Genomic DNA, 21,479 nt, shown 5'->3' with positions numbered 1-21,479 from the left:
TTAAACTTTTGGATCAGGAGGCATGGAAGCTTAGATGAATATTCATGATGTAGCCAAAAAGTCGGGGCTCTCTGTAGTAACCGTATCCAGAGTGCTTAACAACTCACCATCTGTACGTGAGAGCAACAGGCAGAGAGTGCTAAATGCCATGGAGGAATTGAATTATTCGCCCAATTCGGCGGCGCGGAGTCTCGTACGCGGCAAGACAGGGGTCATCGGGATGTCGATTACCAACTTTAACGACTCTTTCTATGACCGGGTGATTCGCGTGGTGAACCGGAAGCTGGCAGAGCAGGGTTATTTTCTGGCCCTGTCCATTGCCGGAAATGAGGAGGAAGGCGTAAACTTTCTGTTTCAGAAGGACCGCGTCGACGGAATCATCCTGCTGTCCCCGCTTGAGGAGAAGGAATACGTAGAAGAGCTGAAGCGGAAGAACATTCCGTTTGTCCTGCTGGATAACCAGTTCCAGCATGAGGATGTTCCCAGCGTCGTCGTCGACAACTTTCTGGGAGGATATGAGGCTACCCGGCACCTGATTGGCCTTGGACACACCCAGATTGCTTATATCGGCGGCCCTTCAGTGTTCCTGAGCGTAGCGGAGCGCAAACGGGGCTTTATCCAGGCGCTGGATGAAGCAGGGCTGGCGCCCTTCGGCACAGATTCCTGCGGATTTACGGTCAGCGGAGGCTATGAGGTAGCCAAGCGGTGGATGCGTGAGGATAAGCTGCCGACGGCATTCTTTTGCGGGGATGACTTTATTGCCCTGGGACTGGTGCAGGCGCTGCGGGAAGAGGGCATCCGCGTTCCCCATGATATCTCGGTGGTCGGCTTTGATGATCAGCAGATCGTAGGTGAATTCTATCCGCGGCTGACGACGGTCAGGCAGCCTGAAGCGCAAATGGGCAGCATCGGCGTTGATCTGCTGATGAAACGGATCAATGAAGAGGCGATGCCGCCCGCTGTCACCAAGCTTGCTCCTCAGCTTCTCGTGCGGGAATCGACTGCATCTGTAAGATTAACCTGAACAGTAGGAGTGAACGGATCTGTGAAGTATTACTTGGGAGTAGATGCAGGAGGCAGTAAAACGTACGCCATGATTGCCAATGAACAGGGTGCAGTCATTGGCACAGGCCGGGGAGGGAACGGAAATCATCAGAAAAACCGGGAGCAGGCAGAGAGCAGTCTGCAGCAGGCCGTCTCGGAAGCGCTTAAGGCATCGGGGCTGACCAAGGACCAGCTGGAGTACTCCTGGTTCGGTCTGGCAGGGGCGGACCGGGAGACGGACTTTCAGATTTTGCGGCCGATGATCAGCCGCTTCGGCCATCCGCGGACCGGGATTTCCTGCGATACCTGGAATGCGCTGCGCTCCGGGACAGACAAGAGCTATGGAGTCGTGCTGATCTGCGGCTCCGGTGTGAACTGCGCCGGGAAAAATCCGCAAGGAGCTGAATACCAGTGCGGCGGGTTCGGCTACCGGTTCGGTGATTTTGGCGGCGGCTATGATTTAAGTGTTGAGGTGTTCCGCAGCGTTCTGCGTGCAGATGATGGAAGAGGCGACAAGACGGTTTTAAGTGAACGTCTGATTCATTTACTGGGTTATACCACTGTTTCAGAGATGAGAGAGGATTATCTGGATCATTACAGGGAGCTGCCTCCCCGTATAGCCGAGCTGCTGTTTCAGGCGGCAGATGAAGGAGACCAGGTGGCCGCCGGGCTGCTGGCCAGGCAAGGGGATGAGCTGGGATTAGCCGCTGCTGCAACAATCCGGAAATTATCTATGGAGCAGGACAGCTTTGACATTGTCCTTGCAGGCAGCCTGCTGTCCAAAGGGGACCGCTCCGGCATCATCCGGCGGGCCATAGAGCAGAGAGTGAAACCACTGGCTCCAAATGGCACTTTAAGGGCTTTAACCCGGGAGCCGGTTGTAGGATCGGTCGTTCTGGCAATGGAAAGCAGCGGTATGAATGTGTATCAGGAGGTTCTTGATCGTCTATCACAGGGTGAAGAGGGGCTATGATCATGAAAGAGGCATTGAAGCTGGTTGTTATCGGAGCGGGATCATCGTATACGCCCGAGCTTATGGAAGGCATCATCATGCATCACCATGAGCTGCCCGTTGGTGAAGTATGGCTTGTAGATATTGAGGAAGGGAAAGAGAAGCTGCATACGATTGCGGAGCTGAGCAAGCGTATGGTTGCCAAGGCCGGGCTGCCTATTACCGTAGTGGAAACACTTAACCGCAGAGAGGCCGTCGCCGGAGCGGATTTTGTCTGCACGCAAATCCGGGTGGGCATGCTGGAAGCACGCAAATGGGATGAGCTTATTCCGCTTCGGTACAATGTCATCGGCCAGGAAACGACCGGCCCGGGAGGAATGATGAAGGGCTTGCGGACGATCCCGGTCATTCTGGATATCTGCAGGGATATTGAGGAGCTTGCACCGGATGCCTGGCTGCTGAATTTTACGAATCCTGCAGGCATGGTCACCGAGGCGGTTCACAAGTACTCGTCGGTTAAGAGTGTGGGCCTGTGCAATTCGCCGATCGGTTTTCAAAAATGGCTCTCCGGCTTCTTCGGCCTGCCGGCCGAGAAAATCTACTCCGAATTTGTCGGCATCAATCATCTGCACTGGGTATCCGATGTTGTGGTGAACGGAGAGAGCAAGCTGCAGGAGCTGATAGATTATCCCCAGAGCTATAAGGCAAGCAATGTGCCGTTTGATTCCTGGGACCACCGGTTCCTGAACGGGCTTAAGGCTATTCCCTCCTATTATCTGAGCTATTTCTATATGACGGACGCCATGCTGGCAGAGCAAAAGGAAACGGCAGCCACAACCGGCTCGCGCGCCGAGGTGGTGAAGAGGGTCGAAGAGGAGCTGTTCGAGCTGTACCGGAACGAAGAGCTGCAGGAGAAGCCGAAGCAGCTGGAGCAGCGCGGCGGGGCCTATTACTCGGAGGCGGCAGTCCTGCTGATGCGGTCGATTTATAATGATGCCCGCGATATCCAGACGCTGAATGTGCGCAATAACGGCATTATCAGCTTCCTGCCGGACGATGCCTCGATTGAGGTCAACTGTATAGTGACCAAGCAAGGTCCGCTGCCGGTTCCGCTGCGCAAGATTCCCCAGTCCGTCGGAGGTCTGCTGGCCGCAGTCAAGCAGTACGAGAGCCTGACCATCGAGGCTGCCGTACACGGAGACCGCGATATTGCCCTGCAGGCATTGGTCCATCATCCGCTGGTGCCTTCGGTCACTGTGGCGGAGCAGCTGCTGGACGAAATGCTGGAGAAGAATAAAACGTACCTGCCGTTATTTAACTAGTTGGCGCCAGAGGAGGAGAAGCGGATGAAGGCGGCCGTTAAACCAGGTTTATGGAAGAAATGGACCAATCAGCTGGATTTGCAGTCCATGGTTTGGCCGGGAATTATTTTTGTTGCCATATTCAGTTATATCCCGATGTACGGCGTGGTAATGGCGTTTCAGCAGTACGATATTTTTAACGGTATTCTGGAAAGCCCGTGGGCCGGGTTAATGCATTTTAGAATGTTCTTCGAAGCGCCCGAGTTCTGGAATGTGATGCGCAATACGATTGTCATCAGCCTGCTCAAGCTTATTATCACCTTTCCGGCTCCGATCCTGCTTGCCCTGATGCTGAACGAAGTCGGGAATATGGGCTTTAAACGCTTTGTCCAGACCGTCAGCTATCTGCCTTATTTCCTGTCCTGGGTCATTGTCTCCGGCTTTGTGTTCTCGCTGCTGTCTGTGGACAACGGAACGGTGAACTTTTTGCTGGAACGGCTGAACCTGATACAGGAGCCGGTGAACTTTTTGGCAGTACCGGAGTACTTCTGGTCCATTCTGGTGAGCGTCAATGTGTGGAAGGAGATTGGATTCGGGAGCATCGTCTACCTGGCTGCAATCGCCGGTGTTGACCCCGCTATGTATGAGGCCGCTTCGATCGACGGCGCAAGCCGGTTTAAGCAAATCTTTTCTATAACACTCCCCAGTATTTCTCCTGTCATTATCATCTTTATGATTCTGGCCATCGGCAATCTGCTCAGTGCGGGCTTTGAAGACATTTTGCTGCTGGCAACCAATCCAATCCTGCGGCCTTACTCCGATGTTATCGACACCTATGTGTACCGTGTTGGAATACTTAATGCCAGATTCTCTTATGCGACAGCGGTAGGGCTGTTCAAAGCGGTAATCAGTGTAATTCTGCTGGTAACAGCCAACAAAATCGCCCGCAAGGCCGACGTCAGTCTCTGGTAGACCTGTAACCTATAGGAGGGGCGAACAATGAGGCTAAGCCTGGGCGACAAAATGATGCAGCGGAGTATTTATCTCCTCTTGGCACTGATGTCGGTGATCATGCTCTACCCGTTCTGGAATGCGCTGGTCATCTCTTTTAATCAGGGAAGCGATACGGCACTCGGCGGCATAACCCTGTGGCCGAGAGCGTATACGCTGGAGAACTATTATATTGTGTTTCAGGATCACCGGCTGCTGAATTCATTCATGATTACGATTCTGCGAACCTTGAGCGGCACGGCATTATCCGTTTTCTTCACGGCACTGTTAGCCTACGGCATGTCCAAAAAGACACTGCTGTTCCGCAAGCAATATATGGTGTTTTTTATGATTACGATGTTTTTTAGCGGAGGGCTGATTCCCTCCTATATGCTGATCCGCTCTCTGGGGATGCTCGACACCTTCTGGGTCCTGGTTATCCCGGGCATCATCAGCGTCTATAACATGATTGTCATCCGCACCTTTTTCGCTGCGCTGCCTGACGGGCTGGAGGAATCGGCAAAAATGGACGGCTGCAGCAACTACGGCATCTTTTTCCGGATTGTCATTCCGGTCTCGGGTCCGGTGCTTGCCACGATTGCTTTATTTACGGCGGTGGGTTACTGGAACGACTGGTTTACGGGGGCGATCTACATTACCAAGGATGATCTGCTGCCGATACAGACCCTGCTGCGGCAAATTATGAACTCCAACATTATGACCGAAATCGGGTCCTCGAATGCCATTGCCCTGGATCATATGAACCGGAACCGGACGATTACCACGAAATCGCTGACGATGGCGACGATGATGATTGCTACGATTCCGATTATTTTAACGTATCCTTTTCTCCAGAAATATTTCGTTAAAGGTGTGCTGATTGGTTCATTGAAAGAATAGCAGTCTCCATCTTATGTAGGAAGAAGGGAACGCAATGCGCAATGTCTTGAAAGGGGTATCGTTTCTGTCGCTCTCCCTGCTGCTGCTGCTCACGGCCTGCAGCGGAGGCGGAAATTCCGGATCTTCACAAAATACAAACGGGGAGCCCTCGAATACCGGAACTGTGGCGGAGGACGGCAGCGGAATTAAACCTGTAACCTTCAGCTTCTATGGCAACTATGACTGGCTGACGACAGCGCCCTGGGCGGAGAATGAGGCGACCCGCTGGATTCAGGAGAACCGGAAGGTTACCGTTGAACCGGTGCAATCGGGGGGAGCCTCCGCCGAAAAGCTTAACACTATGATCGTCAGCGGCGATTTGCCGGATGTTATTTTCACCGACAGGGGATCCACAGTGGAACGGCTGGTGCAGGCGGGAAGACTCGTTGCGCTGGACGATTACTATGAGAAGTATCCGAATTTCAAGAAATATGTAAAAGAATCCACCCTGAACCTGCTCCGCTCGGAAGACGGCAAGATCTATCAGATCCCGAACTGGTACACCTCAGGGCAATTCGGCAACGGCGGCTGGATGGTTAATAAGGATATATACAATGCGCTCGGCAAACCGAAGCTGGAAACCTTCGACGATCTGTATCAATATTTGCTCCAGGTACGAGACAAGTATCCGGATGTAGTGCCGCTCGAGGTCGGTGAGAAGGGGGCTGGCCTGGAGATCATGTACGGAGGTTTCCGGGAAAATGCCACCAGCAAATTCATTTCGCTCATGGGCTACCCGGAAGGTGACAAGCTGCTCCCGGTCTATGATGATCCTGCGTTCGAGGAGATGATGCTGTACATCAACAAGCTGTTCCGGGAACGGCTGATCACCCAGGATGCGCTGCAGCAGACCCAGGATGCGGTTAAAGAAAAGGTAAATACCGGGCGTGTAGCGGTTATGGTCGAATCCAATATCACAACGTACGGGGCCGAAGGTCACCGGGCACTGACAGCAGGCAATCCGGATAGCGGATATGAGATCATCTGGCCGGTGCACAAAGCGGGACTGGACAAAAACAAGGTGTTTGTCAGCGGATTTGAGACGCTGGGCTGGAACGTAAACGTCATTACGACCAAAGCCAAGGATCCGGAGGCGATCTTCGCTTATTTTGACTGGATCACGGGTCCGGAGGGGCAGAAGGTGCTGTTCTTCGGTCCGAAAGGCCTGTACTGGGATGAAGAGGATGCGGACGGGGCGCCGGTTCCAAATGAGAAATACAAGACAACGCCGGCCAACGAGCGTACGGAAACGATGCGCAAATTCGAGGACTTCAACTGGGCGGGCAACACAACCTTTATCGATACGGCCAAAATGAGCCTTGAGGCTTCGCTCTCCGCCAACCAGAAGTCGTGGGAAACGGTGGCGCAATCGACAGTCACCTGGAAGACCGCGCTGGATATTACGGAATTCGTAAATACCGATCCGGTTCCGGAGACAGAAACCGGCATCATCGCGCAGAATATTCAGGATATTCATACGCTGGCTTTTGCCCAGATGGTGCAGGCGAAATCCGATGAAGAAGTGCTGTCAGCGCTGGAAAAGGCCAGAAAGAATGCCGATAAAGCCGGACTGGATAAGCTGCTTGCGTTCAAGACTGAAAAGTGGCAGGAGAATGTGCAAAAAATTAACGCGACGAAATAATGCTTGTTTGAAGGCTGAATAAGACTACTATTACGGAGGCGGGATTATGACATTTGGATTCAAAAAGAGATTCATTGCGGCGCTGAGCTTCTTATTGGTTATGCCGGTCATCGGCACTTCTGCTCCTGTCAAGGCAGCGGGGGAGAGCAACACTCCTTTTGAAACAGAAGTTATTGTACGGACGGTCAATCAGTTCAAGAACAAGACGGATGTCACAAATTTCATCGCGCTGTCCCAAACCTACGGTGTTGATGTCATCAGCATGAACGTGAAGCAGGATGAGGATGACGAGGTCCCGTCCGGCCGGGTGTTCTATCAGAGCGATATCGCGCCGATTGCCCAAGGCTATGAGAATTTCGATGCCCTGCAGGAGGTAGTTACGGCTGCCCATGCCGCAGGGATCAAGGTTCATGCCTGGATTCCGCAGTTCCATGATCAGGAGGCCTTTCTGAAACACCCGGAGTGGCAGATGCAGGCGCTGGTTAACGGGGTTCGGATACCGTTTAAGGGTTCGAACGGCAACGAATATTTTGTTAATCCGATCCGCGCAGAAGTGCAGCAGTATGAACGCTCCATCATTCAGGAAGTAATCGATAATTATGATGTTGACGGGGTTGTGCTGGACTGGATCCGTTTCGACAATTACAACATGGACGTCAGCGATTACACGGTGGCAAAATACCAGGCGCAGTTCGGCTATTCCCCGCTCACCATTAATTTCAATACAGATTCGGCAAAGCGCCAGCAGTGGAATGAATGGAGAACAGAGCAGATTGGCGAGTATGTAGGGGATATCCGGGAGGATATTGACCAGTCCGCTAACCCGGATGTGCAGCTCGGCGTGTATATTTTGCCGCCTGAATTTACGGAAGTCGGGCAGAATGTAGCCAAATTCAAGGATGATATCGATTTTGTCGCCCCGATGGCTTACTTTGACGATTGGGATTTCAACAGCGACTGGGTATACAGCACATCCTACGGAATCCTGAAGGATACGAGCGACCGGATCAGCGGCAGCGGTGCGGAAATTGTCGCGACGCTGGATAATGACTGGACCGACGATCAATATCAGGAGATTTATCAGGGAATCCGCCAGAATTACCCGGGCGTAAAGCGGCTGTCCTTCTTTGCTTACGGGGCATGGCCGGAATCCGAGCTGATCAAAATCCATGAACGTGAAACCTGGCCGACACCGGACTGGACGTCACCTGAGGATGAGGACTATGCTGCCCAATTGCCGGCCGGCTGGAAGGCGCGGAATATCGGTTCCCTGCCGGGGACTGTTACTTACAGTTCCTCTAATAAGCAATTCACAGTGAGCAGCAGCTCTACGGATATCTGGGGAAATGGTGATCAGCTGAACTATATTTATCAATCCCTGAGAGGCAATGCCGAGATTGTGGTCAAAGTGCAGTCCTTCAGCCGTCTGGACGGCTGGGCCAAGGCGGGAGTCATGATCCGCGAGACACTTAATCATGATGCGAAGCATGTCGATATGATGCTTACTCCTGAGAACGGCGCAAGCTTCCAGTACCGTACAGCGACCACCGGTATTACCGCCGACCATACTACCGCTGCAACGGCTCCTAAATGGCTGAAGCTGACCCGGAGCGGAAATACCTTCACCGGGGCGATTTCCTCCAACGGAACAAGCTGGCAGACGGTCGGATCGGTTCAGGTTCCGATGACGAGCAAGGTGTATATCGGCCTGGCCGTCAGTAATCCCGGAGATGACTCACGGAATAAGGCCGTGTTCGGGAATGTGAAGATTACCAACTAAGTGTAACGCAATGGAGGCGTAAATATGGTTATGCCGCTTAGAGAACGGCAGTATTACTTCCGCGACTATTACGATCAGGGTGAGGAGCTGATACTGGAAGGGCAGCAGCTGCGGTGCAAGCTGTCATCGAAATTTTCCATGACCCAGAAACTCGGGAGTCCGCTTGCAGAAGATGGTCCGGTTGTAATTGTTGAAGAGACGGAAGGAGGGGAGCCGGGTCAGCCTGCTAATGTTACTCTGGAGCTTGAGTATGAGGCTACGCTTAAGCCGGACGGTTATCGGCTGGACATCAGTAAGGACGGTAAAATAACAATGGCCGCCTCCAACAAAAGAGGCTTAAGGTACGGGATAGACGCCTTGCACCGGCTGCTGGGCATTGAAGACGGCAAGTGCAGGCTGCCGGTGGCGGCCATACACGATGAGCCTTCTTTTCCGGTCCGCGGCATCATTGAGGGATTCTATGGCACACCGTGGAGCTTTGAGGACCGGAAGGATGCTGTACAGTATATGGCGGCTCACCGGATGAACACTTTTATGTATGCCCCCAAGGATGACCCCTATCACCGTGAGCTGTGGCGTGAGCCTTATCCGGAGGATACCTTTGCCCGGATTGCGGAGCTGAAGCAGGAATGTGATGATCATCTGGTGGACTTCTATTATTGCATTAGTCCGGGGAACGATCTGCAGTTTCGCAGCAGCGCGGATTTTGCCAGTCTGGAAAATAAGCTGGCAGCGATGATCTCCATCGGTGTCCGGCATTTTGCCCTGCTGATGGATGACATCGATTATGAGCTGTCCGGGGATAACTTTCATTATCTGGAGCGCTCCGGGCTGGCTCATGCTTATGTGGCAAACCGTGTTTTCACTTACCTGAACAGTCAGCTGCCGGAGTTTACGCTGGCGATGTGCCCTTCGGAATACTGGTCCTATTGGGATACCGGATACAAAAGGGATATCCGGGAGCAGCTGCATGCAAGCATCAAGGTATTCTGGACCGGCTATTCCGTCTTTGCCCCGCAAATCGGCAGCAGGCACGCACAGGATAATCACCGTCATTACGGGCATGAGCTGTGGCTGTGGGATAACATCCCCGTTAATGATGCCGACTATGACCGGCTGTTTCTGGACCCGGTACGCGGACGGTACTCACAGCTTGGCCGCACCGGACATCAGGCAGTAGTCGCCAACCCGATGGTTCAATGGGAATGTTCCAAAATCACGCTGAACACAATGGCCCACTATATGTGGAACAGCGAGCGTTATATGCCGGAGCTGTCCTGGGAGCTGTCGGTCCGGGAATTTGCCGGAGCGCTGGAAGAGGAGATGATGTTCTTCTGCCGCCAGAATTTAAACAGCCAGCTCTACAGCGGCGGATATGAGGAACTGAAAGAAGCTGTGCAGAGCAAAGATATCGACAGGCTTGATGTGTATTTCAAGCATCTTGAGAGCATTGTCTCCCGGTTACTGCAATGGGACAACAGCAAGTTTAAGGCTGAAGCAGGACCGTGGCTGGATAGAGCGCTGGCGGATGTAGAGCTGTGGAGAGCGGTCCGGCGGAAGGTTACCGGGACTGGTGGCGGGAACGGGAATGGGGATGGCGACGGAAAAGAGTCGGCTGAGCCCGGAAGCAGTGCTGAATTGCGCCGGCGGGCCGAAGCCTGTCAGGCCTTTAAGGTCCGGCTGGGCAGTGATCCGGCCTGGAGGGCAGCCGAAGCCTGGGGGCTGGCCGTCCGGGAGGGAAAGAGCGGCTACCGGCTGGCTTTGGAGGCTGAGGATGCAGGTTAACCGGCAGAATGTTAACAGACAGAATGATAACAGACAGAATGTGGTGTAGAGCACGTTAGGCTGTTTGAGGTGAAAGTATAATGAGGGGTCAGAGTTTCACAGGCCTCTATGCAATTTCACAGGTCTTTATGCAAGAAACAAGGGTTATCCCAGACGCGGGATAACCCTTCTTTTTGGAGCGTTGTTATCCGGGGACCTGTTGATGCCACTAACCGCGCCGTTCCTGCTGCCCGGGCCAATCCCGGTAACCGGAAAGACTCCGCCAACCATACTAATTCCGCCGATTACGCTGACTTTGCCGGCCGGCTGATCTTGTCATTTCAACGGCTAACATTCACTTCCGCAATCTGCTCCCGGCAGCCAGCAATCCTCGCAGCTTCCGGTTTAGGAAACCCAAGCCGCTTGGTTTTTTCACTGCACCAGTAGCAGGAGCAGTGAATTTTTCCTTTGCTGAGGCTTCCGTCATGCGCCAAGCTCCAGCCCGACGTGCCGGCCAATCGTTTTTTTCGCTGAATGACCCTGTTTCTGTGATGCCGGATCAAGGCCCGGTTCCGGTTAGTCCGGTAAGGCTTCATACCAATCACGCTCCCTTGGGTAAAGCTCAGCCCGCAGCATATTCCAAGGGCAAAAGGCTACGGGCAGAGCATGATGGCAGTCAATAAGGGAGTTCTAGGCAAACTGTTCCCTCCTCTAATGCATTTAGTTGGAAAAATGACCACTAATTCAGCTGTATAGTCCTGAAACGGGAATTTAGGTGGAAAAAGGTCACTTAATTAGAGCAGAAACCTTAGTTTTAGCCACCATGTGAGGTATTAGTATGCAAAAATCCACTTAGATTGCGCTCGAGCCAGAGTTAGCGAAAATTAGTATACAAAAATCCACTTAGCTTCAGCCTGAGGCCGGGCCGAGAGGAAGTTAGTGTGTCAAACCCCGTATAGTTTGCGTTCGAACAAAGTTAGCAGGAGATTAGTTTGCCAAAATCCGCTTAGATACCTCCATGCCCGGCAGTGGCGCCAGAGGAATAAGCAATCAGCTATCGAGTGCGTTATAACTTCCGCCTATTCTCATAGTGTATAGGTTTTGAGTAACATCGTGCAGCTATATATACTACAGCACCAGCCACTCAACAGCAAAAACTATAATTCCCCCGGGATTTTTCCACTAATAATCGGGATTTTTCCTATGGCGGAAAAATGCTATAGTCTTTTGAGTAAACGTTTCCAAGTGTAACGCTTACATTGGAGTGTTTACATATAAGCAGCGGAGGTGACAGGTGTACCAGGCTCCGGGGGGACCTAAGGACAATGATCATTCATTCATAAGGGAGGAATAACGTACTCATGCTTAAGAAGAAATCATTGCAATCACATTCAACATCCGCGTTTTCGTCACGCCTGCTACCCAAATTCTCAGGAAGCGCACTAACCAGACTGCTGCCGCTCGCATTAACCGCATTCCTGCTGCTTGCGCTTATAGCACCCGACGTATCCGCAGCAGCAGCCAAGAAACCTAAGCCAAGCGCTATGCAGACTTACGTTGATGCGATGCAGCCCGGCTGGAATCTGGGTAATACGCTTGATGCTACGGGTGCCGACGAAACCTCCTGGGGTAACCCGAAGGTTACCAAAGAGCTGATCAAGAAAATCGCTGACCAAGGCTTTAAAAGCATCCGCATTCCCGTAACCTGGGACGTACACATCGGTGCGGCTCCGAACTATACCCTTGAAGCTGCTTATCTGGCCAGAGTCCGGCAGGTGGTGGACTGGGCGCTTGCCGAGAAGCTGTATGTCATGATCAATGTCCACCATGACTCCTGGTTGTGGGTCAGCGGGATGGAGCAGAAGCATGATGAGGTGCTGGCCCGCTACAACGCAGTCTGGAAACAGGTGGCTGCCACATTTAAGAACTACCCGGATAAGCTGATGTTTGAGAGTATTAACGAACCGCGGTTCACTGACGGCGGTACTACAGATGAAGCAAAGGCTACCGCCATGCTGAACGAGCTGAACAAGTCCTTCCACAGCATCGTCAGAAGCTCAGGCGGCAAAAATACCGTCCGGCCGCTGGTTTTGCCATCGCTGGAATCTTCCCCGACCCAGGAGCGGATGGATGTGCTGTACCAGACGATAACCGGGCTGAAGGATCCTAATCTGATTGCTACTGTGCATTACTACGGCTTCTGGCCGTTTAGTGTAAATATTGCCGGCTACACGAAATTCGACGCTGATACGCAAAATGACATTATCCAGACCTTTGACAAGGTACACGCCACCTTTACCGCCAAAGGCATTCCGGTCATCCTTGGTGAGTACGGATTGCTGGGCTTCGACCAGAGTACGGCTGCAATTGAGCAGGGGGAGAAGCTGAAGTTTTTTGAATTCCTCGGCTATTACCTGAAGGAGAAAAAGATTACGTCCATGCTGTGGGACAACGGGCAGCACTTTGGCCGTACAACCTATAAGTGGTCCGATGCGCAGCTGTTCACCATGATCAAGAGCAGCTGGACTACACGCTCGGCTACTGCTGAAAGCGATCTGATCTATCTTGAAAAGGGTGCTGCGGTCAAGGATACTTCCATCCTGCTGAACCTGAACGGAAACAAGCTCACCTCGCTTAGCGTTGCCGGCAGCAAGCTGAAGCAAGGAAGCGATTATACTCTTAGCGGCAATAAGCTGACGATCAAGGCTGCCAAGCTGAAGAGCCTCAACAAGTCAGGGAAGCTGGGTGTGAATGCGACTCTTGCAGCAAAATTTAATAAAGGTGCGGCCTGGACGTTTAAGCTGACTGTTTATGCTAAACCTAAGCTAAACAATGCAACCGGAACGACCACATCCTTTAAGATTCCGGCTGCATTTAACGGTGACAGCCTGGCAACCATGGAAGCCGTGTATGCCGCAGGCGGCAACGCCGGACCGCAAAACTGGACACCGTATAAGGAGTTCGCATATACCTTCAGCCCTTCCTACAGCACGGGGGAAATCAACCTCACAGAGAATTTTTTCAAGGAAGTTAACGACGGTGAAGTGATTCTGAAATTCCATTTCTGGAGCGGTGAAATTGTCAGCTATAAAATGACGAAGAGCGGAACCGCCGTTAGCGGTGTAGCGCTCTAGCTTAACTGCCACGCAGCCCAGGCCCCCTTACCCTAACCGGGTAAGGGGGCTTTTTTTTGCCTGAAAACCTGAGTCGTTATAAATATCCAAGAAAGATCTGGAGATACTACCGGAATCTGAGTGCAGGGGAAGGAGCGGTGGTGATGGGGAAAAATCAGCCTAAAGAGCTTACACTTGACCATATTCTGCAGGAACTCGACCAATGCGCCGATCTGAAACACCGGAGCTTTCCGGAGCTTGCGGCGGACCTTGTCTATTTCCAGCATAGTGTGGACAATACGTTGTTCACTCAGGAAATCCTCGAGCCTTTTTCCCGCATTCAATTGCCTGAAGTTGAGAGAATGCTGCAGCAGTCACAATTTGTGAAGATGAGTGATCCCAAAACGGCAGTTGTCGGTATTCTGGACGGCAATGTGGCTGTTTTTCACCGGAAGAGCATGTACTTACTGAATATTTCCGGCCCGGAAGAACGGAGTGTACAGTCGTCAGAGACGGAGACCGTTATTGCAGGTCCCCATGATGCTTTTGTCGAGTCGGCCTCTACAAATCTGTCCCTGATCCGCCGCAGACTCAAAAGTCCGCATCTCAAAGTCCGCAAATATGCGGTCGGCGAAATATCCAAAACGGCTGTGTATGTACTCTATATAGAAGAAATTGCAGATATGGACATGGTTGAAGATCTGGAGCAGCGCATCCGGAAAATCGAAACCGATGAGCTGAACGATGGCGGCAAGCTGACCCAATTCATTGAAGACCAGCCCAATTCGGTATTTCCCCAGTTCCTGACGACCGAGCGGCCGGATGTTGTTGTATCCAAGCTGGCTGCCGGGCGGGTAATTGCCATTGTAGATAACAGTCCAACGGCGATAAGTGCTCCGGCTTCCTTTTTTGAATTTTTCTCTTCTCCTGATGATTACTACCAGCGCTGGGCGCTTGGCACGGCCTTGCGGCTGCTCAGGTTTCTGGCTTTGATCATTACGATAACTTTTACGGCGATGTATGTCTCCGTGACCACCTTCCATTATGAGATGATTCCGGAAGCGCTGCTGAGGACGCTGGCTGAATCACGCAACCGGGTACCTTTTCCGCCAGTATATGAGGCGCTGCTGATGGAGATTATGATTGAGCTGCTGCGTGAGGCAGGGGCCAGGCTTCCTACTAAAATCGGCCAGACGATCGGTATCGTAGGCGGTATTGTCATTGGACAGGCGGCGGTTCAGGCGGGTCTGACCAGTAATGTGCTGATTATTGCGGTCGCATCCTCGGCGATTGCATCATTTGTAATCCCCAGCTATATGATGAGCGCCTCGATCCGGCTGATCCGTTTTGGAGTCATTATTCTTACCGGCATTTGGGGCAATATGGGTCTGGTCATGGGAATTTCACTGATTGTCATTCACTTGTCCGGGCTAACCAGTCTGGGAACTTCTTATATCACTCCCGTTGCACCTATGAAGCCCAAAGACTGGAAAGACATTTTTATCCGGGCGCCTTTTTCCTCGCTGAGAACCCGTCCATCGCAGACAAAAACGGCTAACCTGGTCCGGCAAAAAAACAGAAAGTAGGCATATGCTTATGCAGCAGAAGATCAGCCCATTTCATATAACCGTTCTTACCTATATGGCACAGGCGGGAATGGTGCTTTTTACACTGCCGAGAAGCCTGGCGGATTATTTCGGAACGAACGGCTGGCTTGTCCTGATCCCTTGCTTCCTGCTGTCATCCTTTAATATATGGCTGATCACGCTGGTTTTCCGGCTCGGGCAGGGGCGTTCTGTATTTGCAATTCTGGAGCAGTCGGTTCCGAAGCTGCTGCTGTATCCTTTTTATCTGCTGCTGGCAGGTACATGGCTGATATTCGGCTGTATGATCGGCAAAAAATATGTGCTGGTCTTTCAGATGCTGTCTTTTCCGTCAACCAATCCAATGATGTTCAAGCTGGCTATCGATGTACTGGCCTTCTTGCTGCTGATCAAGGGGATTCAGGGGATTTCCAAAGCGGCTACCCTTTTCTTTTGGATGGCAGCCTGGATGATTCTACTGCTGGTCTGGTTCGTTCCCTCTTTCCGCTGGGAGCGGTTCACTCCGTTCCTTCTTAAGGGCGGCCATGATCAGGTAAAAGGGGCAATCGAGGTGTATTCAGCTTTTTTAGGCTACGAATTGTCCATTTTCCTGTTTCCATATGTGAACAAAAATAAAAAGTCGATGCTTGGGATATATGCCGGAAATCTTTTTTTGACTCTGAATTATCTTGGCCTGACGCTGATCTGTTTCGGCTTCTACAGTCTGGGCCAGTTAAAAAAACTGCTGTACCCCGTGCTTGATCTGCTGGCTTATATCCAGTTCCCTTTTATTGAACGGCTGGAGAACCTGCTTTACGGCTTTTTTCTCTTCCTGATTCTGATCACGCTGGTGATGTATTGGTGGGCTGCGCAGATAACGGCCCAGCGGATGATGCCGAAACTAAATATGAAAATATTGCTGCTCATTCTGATCTCCATATCCTACTTAATCTCCTTTATCCCTAAAACGCTGGATCAGGTAAACGTCTGGATCATGAATTTAGGTTATGCCGTTACAGGGATTGCCTTTGGTCTGCCAATGCTGCTCATTCTGATTTTGCTGGTTCAGAAAAAAGGAGGCGCCTCTACTGGGTAAACTGAAGATAGTTGCTGTAATCCTGCTGCTGCTGTTAACCGGCTGTAAAAGAGATGAACGGATACTTGAAGATCTGGGTATGGTGCAGACGTCGAGCTATGATCTGCTGGATAATAACAAGCTCAAGGTGGTCTCTTGCGTTCCGGTTATTGATCCGGATTCTCCGGTCCGCCGCGAGCTGCTGACTGCTGAAAGTGACAGTATCAAAGGGGCCAGGCTTCAGTTTTCCCGGCAAACGGACCTGATGGTAGTCAGCGGGCAGCTCCGGGAAACCTTATTCGGAACGACGCTGGCCCAAGCGGGCATCGGCGACTATATCGACACCTTGCTGCGTGATCCGTCCATAGCGCTGGGAGTCAGCGTAACCATTGTGGAGGGAGATGCAGGAGAGCTACTGTCCAAAACCTACAAGCCTCATTCAGATACCGGGCGTTACATCACACACCTTTTGGAAAAGGAATCCATGGGTAACAGTGTTCCGGCTACAACACTTTATGAGTTCTCCAGAGACTACAACGATGATGGTGTTGATGCTGTGGCACCTATAGTGAGGGATGCGGGGAAAAAGGTGGCTGTTGATGGAATTGCTTTGTTTCAGATGGATAAGTATGTCATGAAAATACCTGTGGAGGACGGTATTGTTTTTGCCCTATTCCGTGATGATCTCAAGCAGGGTGAAGCGACCGTAAATTTAGGCGAGGAGAACGGAAAACCGCTAACCGCCATGTTCAGCTCTTTGGCGGGCAAACGCAAGGTTAAGGTGCACCGGCTGGAAGAAGGCCGGTTCAAGGTTGATCTCTCCGTTTCCGTGCAGGGGTCGGTGCTTGAATATACGGGAGAGGAGAAGCTGAGTGACAGCGGGACCCGGCATAAGCTGGAAGCGCAAATATCCAAGTCTATTACAGACAAGGCAGAGGAGTTGATCCGGCAGATGCAGCAGGCGAAGACGGATGCCCTGGGAATCGGACGGTATGTGCGTAACAGCCTTAGCTACAAGGAATGGACGAGCCTGAACTGGAGGGAGGTCTACCCGCAGATCGAAGTGGAGTGTCATGTCAAAGTAACCATTAAAGATTACGGAAAGTATAGCTGAGTGTGCTGCCGGGATTATTATTTCTGGTTGATAAGGCGATAGTGCAGGGCCGTTACGGTGGCCGGACTATCGTCTTTTTTTGGCGTGAGCAGGAGTTAGTATTTAAATTTATAAATATACAAAATGAGACAATGGGTGTAAAATTGCAGTACTTACGCTGACGTGGGAGGTATAGAGGCTTCTCTATGCCCTTATGTGAAAATATGCGCAAGGAAATATATCAGAGAGATTTGGAGGCAGGAAGATTGATGAAAAGAAAGAACTGGAAACACCTTATGATGCTGTTTACGCTAACCGCTGCAGTGGGGATGGTTGCGGCGGGCTGCGGCAATAACAATACAGCAAGCGGCAGCAATGCCGGGAATCCGGCGAATTCGGGCGGAGCTGCAGAAACGGCGGCACCGGCGGAAGCGGCGGTAGTAACCCTGGGTCTGCTGCCTTCAATCGATGCGATTCCGTTCATCATTGCGCATGAGCAGGGCTTCGACAAGGAGCACAATGTTAACCTGGATATCCAGACCTTTAAAAGCGCCAAGGACCGCGACGTGGCATTCCAGGCCGGGAAGGTAGAAGGTATCAGCGCCGATCTGGTGGCGATCTCGATTTATAACGAAGCGGGACTGGACGTAAAAATTACCAGCACAACAACCGGTGAATTCGACCTGTTGACCGGTAATGATGAGATTCAGGATGTGAAGGATCTGAAGGGCAAAACCGTAATTTTGTCCAAAAACACCTCCACTCAATATACGGTAGCGATGATGCTGAAGCAGGCGGGACTGAGCGAAGCGGATATTACCGTCAGCGAAGTACCGCAGATTCCGACCCGGCTTGAGCTGCTGAAGAATAAGAAAGCTGATGCGGCTGTGCTGCCTGAGCCGTTCGTGACGATGGGTACAACCTCCGGCCTGCGCGTGCTGAGCTCTACTCACACTGCCGGCATGAACCCGTTCGTGTTCGCTTTTCCGCAAAGTGTAATTGATGCCAAACCGCAGGCGATCCGTGATATGTACGCTGCCTATGATGATGCGGTGGAGTATATGAAGTCCCATGACCAATCGGAATATATCGATCTTATTATCAAAGAAGTAGGCTACCCGGAAACACTGAAGGATCAGATCACAGTGCCTGCGTACGAACCGGCGAACCAGGTGGATGTGAAGGAAGTAGAGGCGGCTTTTGCCTGGGCGCGGGAAACCGGGCTGCTGACCAAAGACATTACGCCTGCAGATGTGATCTCCGATGTCCAGTTTGGAAAATAGCGGACTCCGCATCCGGGACCTGCAAGTCGAGTATAAAGGCGGCCAGGTGGCGCTCGGAGAGGTTAATCTGACGCTGCCCGAGCACGGCATTTATACGATTATCGGGCCTTCCGGCAGCGGTAAATCAACGCTCCTGCGGGCGGTTGCCGGCCTGCTGCCTGGCTATCACGGGGAGCTGCTGTACAACGGCAAGCCTGTGCATGACAAGGATACGCTGATCGGGCTTGTGCCGCAGAACTACGGCCTGCTGCCCTGGAAGACAGTCCGGGATAACATCCGGATTGCCATGAAGATTACCGGGACTGCCGCGGCAGACAAAAGTGAGCGGGAAGCGCGGATTATGAGCTGGCTTGAGGCGATGGGAATCGCTGATCTGGCTGGCCGTTATCCGCTCTCGCTGAGCGGCGGGCAGCAGCAGCGGGTGGCGATCGCGCGGGCGTTTGCGATTTTACCCAAGATCATGCTGCTGGATGAGCCGTTCTCGGCGCTGGATGCCGTGACGCGCGAGGCGCTGCAGCAGATTTTCCTGGATAACTGGCTGGCTCATCCGGCAACGGCGCTGTTCGTCACCCATGATGTGGACGAGGCGATCCTGCTGGGACAAAAGATTGTTATCCTGCCGGCAGGCAACGGGAAGCGGACGGAGCTTGAGGTGCTCGACAATACTGCGGTGTTCGGTATGAGGCATGAGGCGAAGCGGGAGAGCAATGAGTTTTTTGAGCAGACGAAAGTGATCAGAAAGGTAATGCAGGAGAAATGGTGATGAATAAGCGGATTAACCACGTGCTGCGGCTGTTGTTTGTTTCTGCGGGCATGAATCTGGTCTGGTACATCGTCTATCTGCTGATGAACCATCCGATTCTGCCGTCTCCCGGCTCTGTGTATAAGGCAATGTTTCAGCTGGAAGGCCATGAGGTATTGCTGAACGTTGGTTATAGCCTGTTGCGGATTTTTGAAGGTGTGCTGCTGGCGCTGATCGCCGGTCTGATGATTGGACTGCTGATGGGGCGCTCGCCGCTCTGGAACAAACTGCTCGATCCGGTCGTTTATCTGACCTATCCAATTCCGAAGATTGCCCTGCTGCCGGTGGTGATGCTGTTCTTCGGGCTTGGTGAAACGTCCAAAGTGCTGATGATTATGTTGATCCTGCTGTTCCAGATCATCATCTCTGTGCGCGACGGGATCAAGGCAATTCCCGAAACTACATATGATGTGCTGACCAGCATCGGCGCAGGCTCCGTTCAGAAATTCTGGAATGTGACGCTGCCGGGCGCGCTGTCGGTCATTCTCAGCACGATCCGGGTGTCGCTCGGCACCGCCATTTCCGTGCTGTTCTTCACCGAAATTTACGGCACGGAGCATGGCATGGGCTTCTTCATTATGGATGCCTGGCTGCGGCTCGATTACCCGGAGATGTACGCGGGCATCATGCTGTTCAGCCTGGTCGGCTTCGTGCTGTTCCTGCTGGTGGACCTGTTGGATTACAGGTTTATGAGATGGCGGCGTTAAAAGTAAATATAATGTGTCATGTGAGGCGGCCCGGTGAGGGGCCGTCTTTTTGTATTGGGTGGCGGGGGGATTGGCGGGATGAGCGATAGGAGGGAGAAAAGTGCCTTTAATTACGCCTCGAGTGGCGGGATGGGCGAAATGAAGGGCAAAAATGCCCTTGATTCCGCTCGGAGTGGCCGGATGGGCGAAATGAAGGGCAAAAATGCCCTTGATTCCGCTCGGAGTGGCCGGATGGGCGAAATGAAGGGCAAAAATGCCCTTGATTCCGCTCGGAATGGCGGAATGGGCGAAATGAAGGGGAAAAATGCCCTTGATTCCGCTCGGAATGGCCGGATGAGCGAAATGAAGGGGAAAAATGCCCTTGATTCCGCTCGGAATGGCGGAATGGGCGAAATGAAGGGAAAAAATGCCCTTGATTCCGCTCGGAATGGCGGAATGGGCGAAATGAAGTGCAAAAATGCCCTTGATTCCGCTCGGAATGGCGGGATGGGCGAAATGAAGGGCGAAAATGCCCTTGATTCCGCTCGGAGTGGCCGGATGGGCGAAATGAAGGGGAAAATACCGTTAACGCCGTGAATGGGAGGTGGGGCGTACTAAAAGTATGTGCTAAGGAGGTGGATCAGCTAGGCGGCGCTTCCTACCCTGCACACTACGAGCCTCACTAAATGCTGTCTTAACGAGTAACGTTATAGCAGTCTTATTGCGGGGCTGCGAGATTAACGCGCAGTTTAGCATCGGCTGCATGCTGGCCCGCAAGCTGCTCTACCTGTATTCCTGCCGTCCGGAGGATGTACGCAAGCCCAGGCCGAGAACCAGATGGCCCAGTTCTGCTCCGATGTTCAGGTCAGAGGCTATCATCCTTCCTATATTCAGCGGCTTCTGAAAAAGCACGGGGTGCGCTTTGAAATGCTGCCCGGCTAAGAGGGGATTCTGCAGGAGAATCTCGTGGATTTCCTCTCCTTAAGCTATTACATGTCCTCGGCGGTAAGCACGGACAATTCGATTTACCGCTACAACCTCAGGCAATTTGTCTACCGGCCTGGCGAATCCATATCTTCAGACCTCGGGCTGGGGCCGGCAGATTGATCTGGGGTTTACGGCCGGGCTGGCGGGCTGAGGGTTTGTTTTTGGCAGATCTGAAAGAACAGGGTCGGCTTGTGCATGTCCTTGAAATTTCCTGTCATAAATAAAATATGGAAAAGTTATGTATAAATGTTTATAATTTAGGGGAGTGGCGTTTTCTATTCGAACAGAAAGTAAGCGTTTGCTGACACAGCAGAGTCTATTACCTACGAACCCAAGCCTGCGCTAACCAAACTAAGCGATGCTTCCGAAGCAAGTTTTGTACGAAGTGATGTCTAGGAAGCTTACGCTAACAAAACTAAGCCGATGCTTCCGAAGCGAGTTTTGT

Annotated in this window: 16 protein-coding genes; all 16 read left to right on the top strand. The window is 52.1% G+C overall.

Features of this window, described 5'->3' with window-relative positions; all coding sequences use genetic code 11:
• Window positions 1–34: 34 nt before the first annotated feature.
• The 16 genes from NST84_RS24675 (at window position 35) to NST84_RS24600 (ending at window position 20,644) form a co-directional block, all read left to right on the top strand.
• Entirely contained in the window at window positions 35–1,024 is a 990-nt protein-coding gene (locus NST84_RS24675) for a LacI family DNA-binding transcriptional regulator (protein ID WP_342562742.1), read from the top strand.
• 21 nt (window positions 1,025–1,045) lie between these two features.
• Window positions 1,046–2,017 carry a BadF/BadG/BcrA/BcrD ATPase family protein gene (locus NST84_RS24670; RefSeq protein WP_342562741.1) on the top strand — a complete coding sequence of 324 codons (972 nt, stop codon included), beginning with the start codon at window positions 1,046–1,048 and terminating at the stop codon, window positions 2,015–2,017.
• 2 nt (window positions 2,018–2,019) lie between these two features.
• Window positions 2,020–3,318: a 6-phospho-beta-glucosidase gene (locus tag NST84_RS24665; RefSeq protein WP_342562740.1), complete on the top strand. Its 1,299-nt coding sequence runs from the start codon at window positions 2,020–2,022 to the stop codon at window positions 3,316–3,318.
• Window positions 3,319–3,342: 24 nt separating this feature from the next.
• The gene (locus tag NST84_RS24660; protein WP_342562739.1) at window positions 3,343–4,269 is read left to right on the top strand and encodes an ABC transporter permease subunit; all 927 of its coding nucleotides are present in this window, start codon (window positions 3,343–3,345) and stop codon (window positions 4,267–4,269) included.
• Window positions 4,270–4,296: 27 nt separating this feature from the next.
• Window positions 4,297–5,187, top strand: coding sequence for a carbohydrate ABC transporter permease (locus tag NST84_RS24655; protein WP_342562738.1), 891 nt, complete (start codon window positions 4,297–4,299; stop codon window positions 5,185–5,187).
• A gap of 34 nt (window positions 5,188–5,221) precedes the next feature.
• Entirely contained in the window at window positions 5,222–6,868 is a 1,647-nt protein-coding gene (locus NST84_RS24650) for an extracellular solute-binding protein (protein WP_342562737.1), read from the top strand.
• A 46-nt stretch (window positions 6,869–6,914) separates the two neighbouring features.
• Window positions 6,915–8,648 (top strand): family 10 glycosylhydrolase, encoded by a 1,734-nt coding sequence (locus tag NST84_RS24645; protein WP_342562736.1) that lies wholly within the window; start codon window positions 6,915–6,917, stop codon window positions 8,646–8,648.
• 24 nt (window positions 8,649–8,672) lie between these two features.
• Window positions 8,673–10,433, top strand: coding sequence for a beta-N-acetylglucosaminidase domain-containing protein (locus NST84_RS24640; protein WP_342562735.1), 1,761 nt, complete (start codon window positions 8,673–8,675; stop codon window positions 10,431–10,433).
• Between the two features lie 1,340 nt (window positions 10,434–11,773).
• Window positions 11,774–13,546 carry a cellulase family glycosylhydrolase gene (locus NST84_RS24635; RefSeq protein WP_342562734.1) on the top strand — a complete coding sequence of 591 codons (1,773 nt, stop codon included), beginning with the start codon at window positions 11,774–11,776 and terminating at the stop codon, window positions 13,544–13,546.
• Window positions 13,547–13,689: 143 nt separating this feature from the next.
• Window positions 13,690–15,111, top strand: a complete 1,422-nt coding sequence (locus NST84_RS24630) for a spore germination protein (protein WP_342562733.1) — start codon at window positions 13,690–13,692, stop codon at window positions 15,109–15,111.
• A 4-nt stretch (window positions 15,112–15,115) separates the two neighbouring features.
• On the top strand, window positions 15,116–16,204 hold the full coding sequence (locus NST84_RS24625; RefSeq protein WP_342562732.1) for a GerAB/ArcD/ProY family transporter: 1,089 nt from the start codon (window positions 15,116–15,118) through the stop codon (window positions 16,202–16,204).
• Entirely contained in the window at window positions 16,197–17,297 is a 1,101-nt protein-coding gene (locus NST84_RS24620) for a Ger(x)C family spore germination protein (RefSeq protein ID WP_342566516.1), read from the top strand. Before NST84_RS24625 ends, NST84_RS24620 begins: the two co-directional genes overlap by 8 nt.
• A 248-nt stretch (window positions 17,298–17,545) precedes the next feature.
• A complete protein-coding gene (locus NST84_RS24615) occupies window positions 17,546–18,559 on the top strand; it encodes a MetQ/NlpA family ABC transporter substrate-binding protein (RefSeq protein ID WP_342566515.1) in 1,014 nt (337 codons plus the stop codon).
• Window positions 18,540–19,322, top strand: coding sequence for an ATP-binding cassette domain-containing protein (locus tag NST84_RS24610; RefSeq protein WP_342562731.1), 783 nt, complete (start codon window positions 18,540–18,542; stop codon window positions 19,320–19,322). The genes NST84_RS24615 and NST84_RS24610 overlap by 20 nt, the downstream gene beginning before the upstream one ends.
• Entirely contained in the window at window positions 19,322–20,068 is a 747-nt protein-coding gene (locus tag NST84_RS24605; RefSeq protein WP_342562730.1) for an ABC transporter permease, read from the top strand. The genes NST84_RS24610 and NST84_RS24605 overlap by 1 nt, the downstream gene beginning before the upstream one ends.
• 78 nt (window positions 20,069–20,146) lie before the next feature.
• Entirely contained in the window at window positions 20,147–20,644 is a 498-nt protein-coding gene (locus tag NST84_RS24600; protein WP_342562729.1) for a hypothetical protein, read from the top strand.
• Window positions 20,645–21,479 lie beyond the last annotated feature (835 nt).

The sequence above is a fragment of the Paenibacillus sp. FSL R7-0345 genome (genome assembly GCF_038595055.1).
Taxonomy (GTDB): domain Bacteria; phylum Bacillota; class Bacilli; order Paenibacillales; family Paenibacillaceae; genus Paenibacillus_AQ.
This window is presented reverse-complemented; position numbering and strand designations above follow the sequence as displayed.